This is a genomic window from Parafrankia irregularis, from assembly GCF_001536285.1.
GTDB classification, from domain to species: domain Bacteria; phylum Actinomycetota; class Actinomycetes; order Frankiales; family Frankiaceae; genus Parafrankia; species Parafrankia irregularis.
Window position 1 is genome coordinate 112,529 of record NZ_FAOZ01000011.1, and the last position, 15,615, is coordinate 128,143.

10 protein-coding genes are annotated in these 15,615 nt (G+C 70.0%); 5 read left to right on the plus strand and 5 right to left on the minus strand.

What is annotated here, in order from left to right:
- Positions 1-20: 20 nt before the first annotated feature.
- Positions 21-965 (minus strand): polysaccharide lyase, encoded by a 945-nt coding sequence (locus tag AWX74_RS18800; RefSeq protein ID WP_091278399.1) that lies wholly within the window; start codon positions 963-965, stop codon positions 21-23.
- Positions 962-2,374, minus strand: a complete 1,413-nt coding sequence (locus tag AWX74_RS18805) for a UDP-glucose dehydrogenase family protein (RefSeq protein ID WP_091278402.1) — start codon at positions 2,372-2,374, stop codon at positions 962-964. Before AWX74_RS18805 ends, AWX74_RS18800 begins: the two co-directional genes overlap by 4 nt.
- 382 nt (positions 2,375-2,756) lie before the next feature.
- Between AWX74_RS18805 and AWX74_RS18810 the strand changes: the two genes are divergently transcribed.
- Genes AWX74_RS18810 through AWX74_RS18820 form a run of 3 tightly spaced genes read left to right on the plus strand, consistent with a single transcriptional unit; the run spans position 2,757 to position 7,041 of the window.
- The gene (locus AWX74_RS18810) at positions 2,757-4,031 is read left to right on the plus strand and encodes a glycosyltransferase family 2 protein (RefSeq protein ID WP_091278406.1); all 1,275 of its coding nucleotides are present in this window, start codon (positions 2,757-2,759) and stop codon (positions 4,029-4,031) included.
- Positions 4,028-5,878 (plus strand): right-handed parallel beta-helix repeat-containing protein, encoded by a 1,851-nt coding sequence (locus AWX74_RS18815; protein ID WP_091278409.1) that lies wholly within the window; start codon positions 4,028-4,030, stop codon positions 5,876-5,878. Before AWX74_RS18810 ends, AWX74_RS18815 begins: the two co-directional genes overlap by 4 nt.
- A gap of 47 nt (positions 5,879-5,925) precedes the next feature.
- The gene (locus AWX74_RS18820; protein ID WP_226931157.1) at positions 5,926-7,041 is read left to right on the plus strand and encodes a right-handed parallel beta-helix repeat-containing protein; all 1,116 of its coding nucleotides are present in this window, start codon (positions 5,926-5,928) and stop codon (positions 7,039-7,041) included.
- 47 nt (positions 7,042-7,088) lie between these two features.
- Here the strand turns inward: AWX74_RS18820 and AWX74_RS18825 are convergent, their stop codons facing one another.
- The 3 genes from AWX74_RS18825 to pgi all read right to left on the minus strand — a co-directional run bounded on the left by AWX74_RS18825 (position 7,089) and on the right by pgi (position 10,109).
- Complete coding sequence (locus AWX74_RS18825; RefSeq protein ID WP_091278416.1) at positions 7,089-7,331, minus strand: hypothetical protein; 243 nt, start codon at positions 7,329-7,331, stop codon at positions 7,089-7,091.
- Positions 7,332-7,946: 615 nt separating this feature from the next.
- Complete coding sequence (locus AWX74_RS18830) at positions 7,947-8,294, minus strand: STAS domain-containing protein (RefSeq protein ID WP_006542867.1); 348 nt, start codon at positions 8,292-8,294, stop codon at positions 7,947-7,949.
- Positions 8,295-8,456: 162 nt separating this feature from the next.
- Positions 8,457-10,109 carry a glucose-6-phosphate isomerase gene (gene pgi / locus AWX74_RS18835; RefSeq protein ID WP_091278419.1) on the minus strand — a complete coding sequence of 551 codons (1,653 nt, stop codon included), beginning with the start codon at positions 10,107-10,109 and terminating at the stop codon, positions 8,457-8,459.
- A 384-nt stretch (positions 10,110-10,493) separates the two neighbouring features.
- Here pgi and AWX74_RS18840 point away from each other — a divergent pair, with 384 nt between their 5' ends.
- Both AWX74_RS18840 and AWX74_RS18845 read left to right on the plus strand, forming a co-directional pair.
- Entirely contained in the window at positions 10,494-13,148 is a 2,655-nt protein-coding gene (locus tag AWX74_RS18840) for a serine/threonine-protein kinase (protein WP_091278423.1), read from the plus strand.
- Between the two features lie 57 nt (positions 13,149-13,205).
- Entirely contained in the window at positions 13,206-15,602 is a 2,397-nt protein-coding gene (locus AWX74_RS18845; RefSeq protein WP_091278427.1) for a serine/threonine-protein kinase, read from the plus strand.
- The last annotated feature ends 13 nt before the right edge of the window (positions 15,603-15,615 follow it).

Genomic DNA, 15,615 nt, shown 5'->3' on the forward strand with positions numbered 1-15,615 from the left:
CGGCTGGCCCAGCACCTCGGCTAGGTCTTCTCCGGCCGGGGCAGCGGGTTGAGCCGGGCGGTGCCGTAGGTGAAGCCGGCCAGATCGATCGTCTGAGGTTCGGTCGGCGCGAACGCCGACCCACCGTCGCCGAAGGCCGCCTGCAGGAGGAAACCACCGATCCGCAGATCGTTCGAGATCCGCGGGTTGAACTTCTCCTTGTGGGCCAGCGCACCGTCCAGCCAGATCAGGATCACCCCGTCGGCGAAGCCCTCGAAGTTGAGCTTCACCCCCTGTTCGACGCACACCCACCGGCCGGTCGGCCAGTACCAGGAGGCTTTCCCGATCACGTTCAACGGATGGTCCGGGCGAGCGGTGTTCGCGTAGACCAGGCCCGCGCCGCCCTCCCGCCAGGCGAATCTCGTCGCCAGCCCGCTGCGCAGGGTCTCGGTACGCTCACGGTTCTTCACGATGGTGCCGAAGAATCCGGGCAGCCGGCCGCCCTTGCCGAAGTCGAACGCCTCCGGAAACCGGAGGTAGTAGCGCAGGTACAGCTCGTACGGCGACCGCAGCGTGTGGTCGACGAACAGCTGCGTCCCGCCGTAGGTCGTCCCGTCGCGGTAGATCCGCCGGTCCTCCGGGTTCGCGGCGTCCACTGGGAGCGAGACACGCAGAAACGACGGAAAGCGGGGGTCGTCCGAGCGCATGATCTCGGCCCGGTCCAGCCCGAAGGTCATCCGGTTGGTGGGGACCAGCGCCTTGCCGAAGAACTCACGCGACGCCGCTGGATCGGCGAGGGTCCGCCCGCGTGCCGCCACGGGTGCCGCGGTCGCGGCCGGGCTCGCGGTGGCGTCGGGCGGAAGCACCTCACTCGCCGGGTCGAAGCGTCGATCGGCCGGGAGGATCCCGCATCCGGCGGCCGCCGCCAGGGCCAGTGAGCCGACGGTCGAGGCGAGCAGCGCCCGCCTCGACCCGCCGCTGCTCATACGTTCGGACGGCCGAGCGCGTGGTAGATCCAGCCCGCGTCACGCCACCGCTGCGGGTCGAGGGTGTTACGGCCATCGATGATCACCGGCCGGCGCACGAGCGAGGTGAGCAGTGACGGCTCGATCTCCCGGAAGTCCGCCCACTCGGTCAGGTGCAGGACGATGTCGGCGTCGGCGACGGCCTCCGAGACCCCGGCGGCGTAACGCAGGTCGGGGAACTTGCGGGCGGCGTTCACCATGGCGGCCGGGTCGTAGACCGTCACCCGGGCACCGGAGCGACGCAGCGTGTCGGCCACGTCGAGCGCGGGCGAGTCGCGGATGTCGTCGCTGTTGGGCTTGAACGCGGCGCCGAGCACGGCGACCCGCCGCCCGGCCGCGCCACCACCGAGCAGATGGATGGCGAGCTCCACCGTCCGCGTGCGGCGACGCAGGTTGACGGTGTCGACCTCGTCCAGGAAGCGCAGCGCGTCACCGGCGCCGATCTCCGCCGCCCGGGCCTGGAACGCGCGGATGTCCTTGGGCAGGCAGCCGCCACCGAAGCCGAGGCCGGCCCCGAGGAAACGCCCGCCGATCCGGGTGTCGTACGACAGGGCCGAGGCGAGGGTCTTCACATCGGCACCGGCGACCTCGCAGACCTCGGACATCGCGTTGATGAAGGAGATCTTCGTGGCGAGGAAGGCGTTCGCGGCGACCTTCACCAGCTCCGCCGTGGCGAAGTCGGCGACGACGGCAGGCGTGCCCGAGGCCAGCGCGGTGGCGTAGACCGCCCGCAGCGTGGCCTCCACCCGCTCCCGGCGCCCGGTCTGGACCCCGAGGTCGGTGCGGTCCGCGACGCCGTACCACTCGTCGTCGGCGGGCAGGCCGAAGACCAGGCGGTCCGGGCGCAGCGTGTCCTCGACCGCGAAACCCTCCCGCAGGAACTCCGGGTTCCACGCGAGATCGACCTCGGGGGCCTCACGGGCCAGCCAGCCGGCGAGGCGCACCGCCGTGCCGGCCGGGACCGTCGACTTGCCCACCAGCAGGGAGCCGGCCTTCGGCCCGGCGGCGAGCAGCGCCTCGACCGCACCGTCCACGTAGGTCATGTCGGCGGCGCCCGAGTCCGGCCGCTGCGGGGTGCCCACGCACAGGAAGTGCACGTCGGCGTCGGCCGCGTCGGCGAACGACGTGGTGAACGCCAGCCGGCCGGTCTCCAGGTTCTTGCGCAGCAGCGCTTCCAGGCCGGGCTCGAAGAAGGGCACCTCGCCTTCGGACAGCCGGCGTGCCTTGTCGGGGTCGACGTCGACCCCGACGACGTCGAAACCGAGCTCGCTCATGCAGATCGCGTGCGTGGCACCCAGATACCCGGTGCCAATGACGCTGATCCGAAGTGGTGCAGTCACCGGCTCGGTGCCCGCCGTATCGGTCCCCATGGTGTTCCCCCCACCTAGCTTCTGCCGTCAGGCCGCGGAGCGCATTGTGACTCGTCCACGTTTCGTTGGGGTGAGCGGGGTACCGGAGAGAAGGGCGCGCCCCGACCCGCGACTAGTCAACTACCAACAGTAGTAGTTGGGTACGTCCGGGTTACAAATGAGTGACACCCATTCAGGAAGGTTGTGGCTACTGCTACCGTCCTGCCTGCCGTCGCGTTGCTTCAGGTCAAGGTATTGACAACGCCACCCGCAAAGGGAAGCGGCGGGTTGCAGGGGGTAACCCAAGGGCTGGCGCGCCCGACGGTTCACGCACACTCTCCAGCTCCTCGCCGACGAACTCTGTGATCTCGGTTACCCACGCTCGGGGGGAGCGGAATTTCGCATGGAGTGGCTCGGCGATGCGGTGCAGTTCATCCGCGATCATCGCTCTCTGGTACCGCTCGGAATCGCCGGTGTCGTGTCCTGGGTGGTCTGGCTCACACGCCGGATACTCTCGACCAGATACCGACCTATACGAAATAATTTCCGGACGACGACGTCCGTTGTGGTTCCTTCCTTCCGGGAGGATCCGGACGTCCTGATGCGATGCCTGGAAACGTGGCTCGCCCAGGAGCCGAACGAGATCATCATCATCCCCGACATCGAGGACGCGGAGCTCATCGCCCGGCTCGCGATGCGCGCCGATCCGACCGTTCGGGTGATCCCCTTCGTCCACGAGGGCAAGCGGTCCGCGCTCGGCGTCGGCCTGTCCGCGGCGACGATGGACATCGTCGTCCTCTGCGACTCCGACACCGCGTGGGAGCCCGGGCTCCTCGCCGCGGTCCAGATGCCCTTCATCGATCCGCAGGTCGGCGGAGTGGGCACCCGGCAGAACGTCTACGAGCCACGCAGCAGCGTCTGGCGACGGGTCGCGAACTGGCTGGTCGACATCCGCTACCTGGACTACGTGCCCGCCCAGGGACGGGTCGGCGCCGTCGCCTGCCTTTCCGGGCGCACCGCGGCCTACCGGCGTTCCGCGATCCTGCCGGTGCTGCACAACCTGGAGCACGAGTTCTTCCTCGGCCGGCGGTGTATCGCCGGCGACGACGGCCGGCTCACCTGGCTGGTGCTCGCGTCCGGCTACAAGACGATGCACCAGCACACAGCCCATGCGATGTCGATGTTCCCCGACAACCTCCGGGCCTTCATCAAGCAGCGGGTGCGCTGGAGCCGGAACTCCTACCGCACCTACCTCACCGCCATCTACAAGGGATGGCTGTGGCGGCAGCCGCTGGTCACCCAGGTCAGTGTGCTGCAGATCGTCCTCACGCCCGTGACGATGGGCGTCGCGATGACCTACTTCGTGCTGTGGATGTTCCGGCCCGAGGCCAACGCACCCATCATCGCGATCTGCTGGCTGCTGCTCGGCCGTCTCATCCGCGGGCTCTCACACCTGCGGGAGCACCCGCGCGACATCTTCATCCTCCCGCTGACCGTGCTGATGATCATTGTGATCGCTCTGCCGATCAAGACCTGGGCCTTCGTGTCAATGAACAAGCAGGGCTGGCTTACTCGCAGATCCGACCTCATCGGCGGGGAGGGGCAGACCGACGCCTCGACCCGCACCGGAGCCGCGGCACGCCCGGCGGCCGCTCCGGCAGCGGGCGGTGCCCTGTGAGGGCCGCCGTCTCCCTCGTCTTCGCCGTCCTCGCCGTCGTCACCGGCGCGATCCTGCTGCCGGCGGCGCCCGCCCAGGCGTCACCCGTGGCGCCCCTGCCGCCGGTCAGCTCCGCGGACGCGAAGAAGCAGTCCGAGCTGGTCGACGCGGAGGACATCCGGCTGCGGTCCATGTTCGCGCGGTTCGGCGTGCTCACCGAGCCGACGCTGGTCGAGACCACCGGCAGCCTGCCCACGCTGCTGTTGCCTGCGCGCAAGGAGCCCTACAGCGCGGAGGACGTCATCGCGGCCGGCGGCGGGCGGCACGAGGTGGACGGAGCAGTGATGTTCACCACCCACGTGCTGGTCGGCCCGCAGGCCAGGCTCGTGATCGACGCCAGCGTGCGCACCCTGCGGCTGGCCAGCGGGGCGTCCGGATTCGCCTCCGTCGCGGCCTGGCGCGGGGGGCTGGAGTTCGCCGGCGCCTCACCGCAGGACCCGCTCACGATCATCGGCTGGGACGTCCAGAACCTTGAGCCGGACTCCCTCACCAACGATGGGCGGGCCTACGTGCGCACCATGGGCGGTGAGCTGATCGTGCGCAACACCAGTGCCAACCACCTGGGCTTCTGGAACGGCCGGACCGGTGGGATCGCCTGGACCGGAAGCAAGGGCGAGCCGAGCACCGGCGGCGCGGCCAACTCGACCTTCAGCGACAACATCTACGGTGCCTACATCTCGGGCAGCGAGGGCATCCAGATGGTCGGCGTGCGGCTGGTCGACAACGAGCGCTCCGGCCTGGCCGTCCACCGGGACGCCATCACCACCCTGGTGTCCGGGGTCACGTCGTCGCGCAACCACGGCGACGGCATGACCATCGACCGGGCGTCCTCCTCCCGGGTCATGCGCAGCACGGTGACCGACAACAGCGGTGACGGCATCTCCCTGGATGGCCGTGGCCTCGGCGTGGTCGCCACGGCGACCGGTGTGACGGTCAACCAGATCAAGGACACCCTCATCGAGGAGAACACCATCTCCGGCAACGGCCGGTACGGGATCCGGGTCGTCGGCGGTGAGAACACCATCGTCCGGAAGAACAAGATCAGCGGAGGGCAGCTCGGCATCCTGGTCAAGAGCGGCGCCAACGGAACCCAGGTCACCGCCAACTCGATCAACGGCGCCACGGAGGCCGGCATCCAGATCGGCCCGGACGCGCGCCGCACCGCGATCACCGAGAACTCGATGGCCGACGGCCGGCTGGGCGTCATCACCCAGGACGCCACGACGACCATCATCAGCCGCAACCTGGTACGCGGGGCCACCGACTTCGCGATCACCGTCCGCGGGTTGGCGGACGACTCGGTCATCCAGTGGAACAACCTGGGCGGTGAGGGCTGGCGTGCGGTCGACACCCGGCAGTCCACCGGGATAGATGGGCACGACGTCCACAACAACGACACGCAGGCCTGGGTGGAACGTGAGCCGCAGCACTGGTACACGCTGATCCGCCGGCACCCGGCGCTCCTGGTGTGGGGTGCCGTGGCGCTGTTCCCGATCGCCGGCGCCTGGACCCGCCACCGGGCCCGCCGCCGGCCGCCAAGCCATCCGTACCCGGAGTCGGAGCTGCTGGTCCGGCGGCTGACCGGCGGCACGATGCGCCCCGCCCCCGCCTTCTCCGGCATCCCCGGGCAGCGCGATGCCTCGTTCGACCTGTTCGGCACCGCCGAGCCGGCGGATGATGTCACCGGCCACGCCGGGCAGCCGGGAACCGGACAGCCGGAGACCAGACAACTGGAGACCGTCGGTCCGCCGAGCGACGACCCGCACAAGCTTCGCAGCCAACGGTCCGAGGGAGAGTCCAGCGCGTGATGAGCCGTCGCCCGGTCCGTTCGCACCGCCGTCGGCGGACCATGAGCATGGCCGCGACCAGCATTCTCGCCGGAGTCGCGGTCGCGGTGACCTCCTGCGGGTCGGAGAACGGGTCGAGCCCCGCCCCGGATAAAGAGGCACCGGGATCGACCGCTCGTCCGCGAGTCGACCCCTCAGACACCGCCACGGCGTGGGCCAGCCCCGGCCCGGACCCGTTCGCGACGGCCACCGCCTCGTCGGCCGCCGCCGGCGGCATCACCTGCCCGGCCGGTGGCACCACCGTCAGTGACGCGGGCGACCTGCGCAGTGCGCTGGCCACGGCGAAACCGGGCACCGTCATCCGGATCGCCGACGGCGTCTACAAGGGGAAGTTCAAGCTCACCGCGACAGGCACCGAAGCCGCGCCGATCTGGCTGTGCGGCTCGAAGGACGCGATCCTCGACGGCACCGAGGACGACGACCAGGTGAACTACGTCCTGCACCTGGACGGCGCATCCTGGGTCCGGGTGGTCGGCTTCACTGTGCGCAACGGGCAGAAGGGAGTGATCGGGGACCGTCTCCAGCATTCGATCATCGCCCAGCTCCGGGTCAACACCATCGGCGACGAGGCGATCCATCTGCGGACCGCAAGCTCCGACAACACGGTCGTCGGCAACGTCATCCGGGACACCGGAAACCGGCGGGAGAAGTTCGGCGAGGGCGTCTACATCGGCAGCGCCGAGAGCAACTGGTGCACCTATACGGACTGTGAGCCCGACCGCAGCGACCGCAACTCCGTCATCGGCAACGACATCGCCGGTACGACCTCCGAGAACATCGATATCAAGGAGGGCACGACCGGAGGTGTGGTCCGCGGGAACACCCTCTCCTCGGACGCTCTGGTCGAGGCCGACTCCTGGATCGACGTGAAGGGCAACGGCTGGCTCGTCGAGGACAACATCGGGACGGGTGGCGGAACCCTGGAGGACGGAATCCAGACCCACGTCATCAAAAAGGACTGGGGGCGGCAGAACACCATCCGCCGTAACACGCTGACTGTTAACGCAAAGGGCTTCGGCGTTTACATCCACGACGGCGACAAGACCCAGAACATCGTGGGATGTGACAACCAGGTCACCGGTGCGCAGTCCGGGCCGTCGAACATCGACTGCACGGACAGCTGACGCCGGCTCGGGTCAGGGCAGGTGTGCGCTTCAGGGGACCATGGCGCTCAGGGGACCATGGCGCGTAGCCGTACCTGCTCCTGCAGCCAGTACAGCTCCTGCGCCCACAGGCGCAGTCGGGCCACCGCCGCCAGCTGCGCCGCCAGCGCCCGGGCGACCTCGGGCCGGGTGAGATTCTGCAACGACTCGGGCGGCCATCGCCAGTCGGCGCCATCATGAGCCGCGCGCCGGTAGGCAGCCCCGAGCAGGGCGACCTCGGCCAGCGCGAAGTCGACCTGCTCGGTCACCATCGCGAGGCGGGCACGCAGGTCCTCGGTGCTGATGGGAAACCTCCCTACCGTCGACCGCCCTGGGAGATCAGGGGATCAGGAGTTCGGCGGGGCCTAAATCATCATGGGCCGCCGGACATCCTCTCCGGAATCGTACGAGCATTCGGGTGGCGCGCACAGCACGGGATTGCCCACACTTCGGCGAGCCGGCACCGGGTGGGTGATTACCCGACGGGGGTGAGCGAGGGGCCCGGGCCGGTGAGTATGTGAGGTGACCTCCAGGTCGGGTAAGCGGACCTGCGGGGGCCAAACCGGCACCCTTCCAGCCCGATCACCAGGGGGGGACCGGTGGATCTGACGTCACCAGCAATCCTGATCATGCTCAGCTTTCCGCTCATCGCGATGATCGGAATGCTGATGATGAGCAGGATCGAAAGGAGCCTTTCGGCGGTAGGACCACGCAAACGGTCGATCGCGGACGAACCGGTTCCAACCCGCTCGGCTTCGGCAGGTCCGGCGGACGGCACGCCCCACGAAGCCGGCAACGAACCAGGTCGGGCCCCGATGAGCCAGACCGGGCTCAGCCAGACCGGGCTCAGCCGGGCCGGGGTCGAGGTGATCGAGGTGGTCGAGGGCTCACCCGGCGGGCCGTCGAGCGGCCTCCTCGACCCGCAGGCGACCGGCGAGACCGGTCTCGCGGACAAGTTCGGCGAAGGCGGGCAGGGCCGCGCGGATGCGCAGCTCGGTGTGGACACGGCGCAGCAGAAGCTCCGCCCGGAGGAGGGCGGCAAGGCCCGCGATGTCCACCGACGCAAGATCGCCGACATCCACCGTCACCACTCCGCCGCCCCGGCCCAGCAGCTCGCCGATCTGCTCGCGGAAACGTAGCCTGCCGACGGTGTCGAACTCGCCACCGAGCTCGATGACGACCTCGTCGCCGGTCCGCCGCACCGTCATTCGCGTCGCTGTCGCGTCGACCCGCACCTGTGGCCCCCGGGATGTCCGTCCGTCGCAGCACGGGCAACCATCCCGTGGGCTGGTCACAGAGAGTAACATGGGCGCGGTAATCATTGAACTACTGTTACTGATTGTTGCCACCGCGGGGCCGCGCCGGCCCGAAGCGGGGCGGGCGGGACGGGATCAGCCTCAGGCGGAGCGGAGCAGACTGATCAGCGCGTTGGTGGAGCTGTCGTGCCGCAGCGGCACCGAGTGATCGGTCAGCTCGGGGATGATCCGCCCGGCGAGCACCTTGCCCAGCTCGACACCCCACTGGTCGAAGCTGTTCACCCCCCAGATCACGCCCTGGGTGAAGACCTTGTGTTCATAGAGGGCCACCAGCTGCCCCAGCGTGAACGGATCCAGCCTGGACGCCAGCAACGTGGTCGTCGGCCGGTTCCCGGCGAACGTGCGGTGCGCGACGAGCTCCGGCGCGACGCCCTCGGCCGCCACCTCCGCGGCCGTTTTGCCGAACGCGAGCGCTTCGGTCTGGGCCAGGAAGTTGGCCATCAGCAGGATGTGCTGGTCGACCTCGCCGACACCGGGGTGGTTCGGCCGCACAAAGCCGATGAAGTCGGCCGGGACCACGGTCGTTCCCTGGTGCAGGAGCTGGAAATAGGCATGCTGACCGTTGGTTCCGGGCGTGCCCCACACCACCGGGCCGGTGGGCACCTGTACGGGCCGGCCATCAAGATCAACTGACTTGCCGTTGCTCTCCATGTCGAGTTGCTGCAGATACGCCGGGAAGCGGGCCAGGTACTGGCTGTAGGGCAGCACCGCGTGCGTCTGGGTACCGAAGAAGTCGCGGTACCACAGGCCGAGCAGGCCGAGGAGAACCGGAATGTTCCGTTCGAACGGGGCGGTCCGAAAATGAACGTCCATCGCGTGGAAACCGGCGAGCATCTCCCGGAAGTGCGCCGGGCCGATCGCGACCATCAGCGACAGGCCGATCGCGGAGTCCATGGAGTAACGCCCGCCCACCCAGTCCCAGAACTCGAACATGTTGGCGGTGTCGATACCGAACTCGGCCACCTTCTCCGCGTTGGTCGAGACCGCGACGAAATGGGCCGAGACGGCCTTCTCCCCGAGCGCCTCGGTCAGCCAGGAGCGGGCGGCCCGGGCGTTCGCGAGGGTCTCCAGGGTCGTGAAGGTCTTGGACGCGACGATGAAGAGGGTCTTCGCCGGGTCCAGGTCGTGGGTCGCCTCCCAGACGTCGGTCGGATCGACGTTGGAGACGAACCGGACCGCGATCGAGCGGTCGGTGTAGTCCCGTAGTGCCTCGTAGGCCATGGCCGGGCCGAGGTCGGAACCACCGATGCCGATGTTCACGATGGTGGTGATGTGCTCGCCGGTAGCACCCGTCCACACTCCGGATCGGACCCGGTCCGCGAAGGCCGACATCCGGTCGAGCACCGCGTGCACCTCGGGCACGACGTCGACCCCGTCCACCCGGATGCTGACGCCCGCCGGGGCACGCAGCGCGACGTGCAGGACCGGCCGGTTCTCGGTCACGTTGATCCGCTCGCCGCCGAACATCGCCTCGATGCCCGACCGCAGCCCGGCCGCTTCGGCGAGCGCCACGAGCAGCTCGATCGTCCGAGATGTGACGATGTTCTTGGAATAATCCAGATAAAGGCCATCCGCCTGCACGGTGAATGACTCGGCCCGCTTCTGGTCATCGGCAAAAAGCTGGCGCAGCGTCACCCCGGAGATCTCCGTGTGGTGCGCGGCGAGCGCCGCCCACTGGGGGGTCCGTTCCACGGCCGTTCCCGCCGCGCGGGCGGTGGTCTCGGTGTTCGCCATGACGTGGGGCCCTTCCTCGATGGCAGTGCTCCCGTGCGGCCGCGTCCCCGCGCGCCCGCACGGCCGAACACCTGTCGACGATGACCAGCATGCTGCAGTCGTCCATCTGACGCGCCTGCCGGGTCGCTACCAGGGGCGGAATGGGGGGTATGAGGCCGTAGTATCGCCGGGAAAGCGCTGATGGCCCCGCATTGGCAGCAGGCGTCCCGCGATCGCGCGTGACGCGGGCGACCAAGGCGGAACCAGCACCATCCAACACGGCAACAGATGCGAACCAACCGCGGGGCTGCGCAGACACAATCCCGCACGATGTGGCCCTCGGGTGTCACCACCGCGTGGTGATCATGGTGACGACCCGGCAGCCGGTGACGGACGGAACCGACCTTGCTTATCGACAGATCTCTCGTAGAGGCGGCGCTCCCTGGCTACGCGGTCGAGGGGGACCTCGGCAAGGGAGGCTACGGCCTCGTGCTCGCCGGCCAGCACCGGCTCATCGGCCGCAAGGTCGCCATCAAGATCCTCCTAGACACGAGCGACGACCCCGATCTACGTGCGCGTTTCCTTTCCGAAGCCCGAGTCCTCGCCGAGCTCGACCATCCGCACATCGTGCGCATCCACGACTACGTCGAGCACCAGGGAACCTGCCTGCTGGTGATGGAGCTGCTCTCCGGCGGCACGCTGAAACAGCGGATGGCCACCGGGAAGCTCTCCCCGGAGACCATCTGCGCCATCGGCATCGCCGCGTCAGCCGCGCTCGCGACCGCGCACAGCCACGGCGTGCTCCACCGGGACGTCAAGCCCGACAACATGATGTTCGACGGCGCCGGCCTGCTCAAGGTCACCGACTTCGGCATCGCGAAGATCTTCGACGGCGCCGAGACGACCGCCAGTGCCATTCTCGGCACGCCGCGCTACATGGCCCCCGAGCAGATCATGGGCGGGCGACTGTTCCCCTCCACCGACCTGTACGCTCTGGCCGGCGTCCTCTACGAGATGCTCGCCGACAGGCCGCTGTTCGGCCGGCAGATGGCCGTGCAGCCACTGACACATCACCACCTGAGCGTGATGCCCGAACCGCTCACCATGGTGCCCGCGCCGATCTCCGCGGTCATCATGCGCACCCTCGCCAAGGAGCCCGGCGCCCGCTTCTCGGACGCGTCGGAGCTCGCCCAGGAGCTCGCCGCCGCGGGCACCCGCTCGTTCGGCCCGGGCTGGTTCGCCCGCTCCGAGGTGAAGGTGCGGGTGGATGACGACATCCGCGCCGCGCTGGGCGGCACCGGTACGGGCATGCAGTCGGGCGCCGCCCCGACGGTTCGCGCCAGTGGCGGCTTCCCGACCGGTGGCCCCGGCGGCATGGGCGGCCCGAGCTACCCGCCGGGATCGGGCCAGCAGGGACCCGGCCAGCCCGCGGGCGGCGGCTACCGCGGCCAGCCGCAGGGCGGGCCGCAGGGCCAGCCGCACCCGGGCTACCCGGGCACGGGCGCCCAGCTGCCCGGTATGAGCCGCCCCGGCCAGCCCGGCTACAACCAGGCCGGCTACAACCAGCCCGGTTACAGCCAGCCCGGTTACAGCCAGCCGGGCTACGGCCAGCCCGGCGGCAGCACTCCGCACCCACGACCACTGCAGGGCCCACCGAGCACGACGCCCGCGCCCGGCCCGCTCACGCCGCCAGGCTCGACACCACATCCGCGCCCGGTGGGGCCGCCACCAGGCTCGACACCGCAGCCGGCGCCACTGGGGCGTCCCGGGCCGACCCGTCCCTTTCCCGGCCAGCCGGGCCAGGGCGGGTCGAACTTCGGCGGCCAGGGCTGGGGCGGCGCGAACGCGGCGCCGACCCAGCGCCCGCCGGCGCAGAACGTTCCGCCGGGGAGCCAGCGGCCGCCCGGCCACCGCAACCAGGACAGCAACGACAACAGCCGCACCCTGATCATCGCGGCGGTCGTCTTCGTTCTGGTCGTCGCGCTGACGGTTGGCCTCGTCGTGGCCCTGTCCGGCGGAGGCGGCAAGGACGACGGCGGCGACGAGGTCCGCTCCAGCCCGGCGAACGCTGTCGCCTACAGCGGAGCGGCTGTCACCGTGCAGGGGCTGAGCCCTTACAGCCTCTCGATCGACGACCAGGGCGCGCTGCTGATCACCAGCCTCGCTACCGACCGGCTGCAGAAGATCTCCGCCACCGGTTCGGTGTCCGACCTCGCCGGCACCGGCTCGGGCGGGTTCAGCGGCGACGGCGGGCCCGCGACCGCCGCGAAGCTCGACGGTCCGGGTTCCGCGGTGACCGACGGGAAAGGCAACATCTACATTCCCGACGCGCGGAACTACCGCATCCGGAAGATCGCCTCGGACGGGACCATCAGCACGATCGCGGGCACCGGCGTCGCCGGGTATTCGGGTGACGGCGGCCCGGCGACCGCCGCGCAGCTCAAAAGCGCGGAAAAGCTGGCTGTCGCCCCGGACGGATCGATCTACATCGCGGACTACGAGAACCACCGCATCCGGAAGATCGGCACGGACGGAATCATCACCACGATCGCCGGCACCGGCGTCGACGGCTACTCCGGAGAGGGTGGCCCGGCCACGGCCGCCACGCTGAACGGCCCGAACGATGTCGAGGTGGCCAGCGACGGCACCCTCTACATCGCCAATCTCGGCAGCGACACCATCCAGAAGATCAACACGGACGGAACCATCCACACCGTGGCCGGAACCGGCGAGCAGGGCTATTCCGGCGACGGCGGCCCGGCAACCAAGGCCCAGCTCTCCATTCCGTCGGTCTCCGTCGGCAGCAACGGCACGCTCTACATCGCCGACTACGGCAACAACCGGATTCGCAAGGTGGACGCGAACGGCACGATCACCACCATCGCCGGCACGGGATCCGAGGGCAGCTCCGGTGACGGCGGCCCGGCGACGGAGGCCAAGTTCACCGATCCGAGCTCGGTGGTCGAGGACTCCACCGGGGCGCTCTACATCGCCGATTCGGGCAACAACCGGATCCGGCGCATAGCCCCCGACGGCACGATCACGACGATCGCCGAGTAAGCCGGAAAAAGACATGCCCCGAACGAATCGGAACAGCAGCGTGCGGAGAATGGCCCGGTGACTTCCATCGACCTGGGGCGAGTCGCCGGCGCGCTGACCGGCTACGAGCTCGGAGCGGAGCTCGGGCGCGGCGGTTTCGGCGCCGTGCTGGCCGGGCGGCATCGCCTGATTGACCGGGATGTCGCGGTCAAGGTCCTGCTGGAGCCGGCCGGCGCCCACGGCGGGGACGACAGCGACCTGCGGGACCGGTTCCTCTCCGAGGCCCGCGTCCTGGCCGGCCTGGACCACCCGCATGTCGTGCGCATCTACGACTACGTCGAGCAGGACGGCCTGTGCCTGCTGGTCATGGAGCAGCTCACCGGCGGCAGCCTGAAGACCCGCGGGCCGGGCCTGCGCGACCCGCGCGCCGCCTGCGCCGTCGGGCTGGCCGCCGCGGCGGCGCTGGCCGCCGCTCATGATCGCGGTGTCCTGCACCGGGACGTCAAGCCCGACAACCTGATGTTCGCCGGAGACGGCATGCCCAAGGTCACCGACTTCGGCATCGCCAAGATCCTTGAGACGACGGCGGCGACCACCACCGGCCTCGTCGGCACTCCGCGGTACATGGCCCCGGAGCAGATCACCGGCTCCCGGCTCGGGCCGGGCACCGACCTGTACTCCCTCGGTGTCGTCCTGTACGAGCTGCTCGCGGGGCGGACCCCGTTCCCCGCCGGCCTGACCGTCCCGGCGCTGCTGCACCACCACATGTCGGTGCCGCCGCTGCCGCTCAACGAGGCTCCGCCGCCGCTGGCGGCGGTGCTCCTCACCGCGCTCGCGAAGGAGCCGGCCTGGCGTCCGCCGACGGCGCACGACTTCGCCCTGTCCCTCGCCTCCGCGGCCACCTCCGTGTTCGGACCAGGCTGGCTCGCCGCCAGCGGCGTCCCGGTGCGGTTGGCTGACGACGTGCTCGCCGCCGCCGGCCACACCCAGGGCACCACGCCGAGGCCCGCCGAGATCGCCAGGCAGCTCGGGGGCGACGGATCCGCCGGCCGCCCGCCGTACGCGGATACCGCTCCGTACGCGGGTACCGCTCCGTACGCGGGCGCCGCTCCGTACGCGGGTACCGCGGGGTTAGCCCCGACCAGGGTCGAGGACTACGCGGATGAGGCCGTCGGCCCATCGACCGGGCACCGCGGGCCCAACGGGCCCAGCGGCCCCCACGGGCATCGCCAGTCGACCGGCCCGGGAGACCGTTCGCGGCGCGCGAAGATCATCACCGCGTCGGCGACGGCCGCGGCCGTGCTCGCGGTGGCACTCGGGCTGGGGATCTGGCTCACCGCCGGCGGCTCCGACCCCGAGGGACCAGCCTATGCGGGCAGTGAGGCTGTCGAGGTCAGCGGCCTCTACAGAGCGGACGGGATCGGCATCGGCCCCGACGGTTCGCTGTACCTCGCCGACAGCGGCTCGTCCGGACAATGGCAGGGCCAGGTCCTGCGACTGAGCCCCGACGGGACGCTCACCCACCTCGCCGGGGTCGGCCCGCCCGCGACCACGCCGAGTCCCACCGCCGAAAGCACAGACGCACCGACCTCTTCCCCATCGAGCTCACCGTCACCGACCCCGTCACCGACGCCGGTGCTCGGCGAGGGGGGGCCGGCCACACGCGCGGACCTGATCGCCCCGGTCGCGGTCGCCGTCGGCCCCGACGACGACGTCTACGTAGCGGACAGCGACGACGGCCGGATCCGCCGCGTCGCCGACGGAAAGATCACCACCGCCGCCGGCGCCGGGCCGGGTGAGGGGTTCAGCGGAACCTCCGGCAAGGCCGTCGGCGCCAAGCTTTCCGACCCCCGAGCACTGGCGGTCTCCGACGAGGGCGACCTCTACATCGCCTCCGGATACCGCGTCCGCAAGGTGACGTCGGACGGCATCATCAGGGTGATCGCCGGCACCAGCGACTCCGGCACCACCGGCGACAACGGCCCGGCGGCGGAGGCGACGCTCACCAGCCCGTCCGGGCTCGCTCTCGCCGACGACGGAACGCTCTATGTCGCGGACAGCAGCGCGCACACGGTTCGCAGGATCTCGACCGACGGGAAGATCACGCTGGTCGCCGGTACGCCCGGCGAGTACGGCTACTCCGGTGACGGCGGCGCCGCGACGTCGGCGAAGCTCTACAACCCGCACGGCCTCGCGGTCGGGCCGGAGGGCGAGCTCTACATCGCCGACACCTACAACGACGTGATTCGCGTGGTCACCACGGACGGTAAGATCAACACGTTCGCCGGCACGGATGACGCCAACGCGAACACCGCTGACGGTGCCATCGCGACCGAGACCGAGTTCAGTTATCCCTCCGGCCTCGCGATCGACGCCTCCGGCGCGGTGTACGTGAGTGAGCCCGACCGGGGTACCGTCCGACGGATTGGTCCGGACAAGTTCGTGACGACCGTCCTGCGAAAGGCGGCCGACTAGATCACACCGCGGG

Bases quoted from the DNA above. Each gene is read 5' to 3' on its own strand.
- AWX74_RS18805 (WP_091278402.1), bottom strand. From the start codon at position 2,374: ATGGGGACCGATACGGCGGGCACCGAGCCGGTGACTGCACCACTTCGG.
- pgi (WP_091278419.1), bottom strand. From the start codon at position 10,109: ATGGCGAACACCGAGACCACCGCCCGCGCGGCGGGAACGGCCGTGGAA.
- AWX74_RS18820 (WP_226931157.1), top strand. From the start codon at position 5,926: ATGGCCGCGACCAGCATTCTCGCCGGAGTCGCGGTCGCGGTGACCTCC.
- AWX74_RS18825 (WP_091278416.1), bottom strand. From the start codon at position 7,331: ATGGTGACCGAGCAGGTCGACTTCGCGCTGGCCGAGGTCGCCCTGCTC.
- AWX74_RS18800 (WP_091278399.1), bottom strand. From the start codon at position 965: ATGAGCAGCGGCGGGTCGAGGCGGGCGCTGCTCGCCTCGACCGTCGGC.
- AWX74_RS18810 (WP_091278406.1), top strand. From the start codon at position 2,757: ATGGAGTGGCTCGGCGATGCGGTGCAGTTCATCCGCGATCATCGCTCT.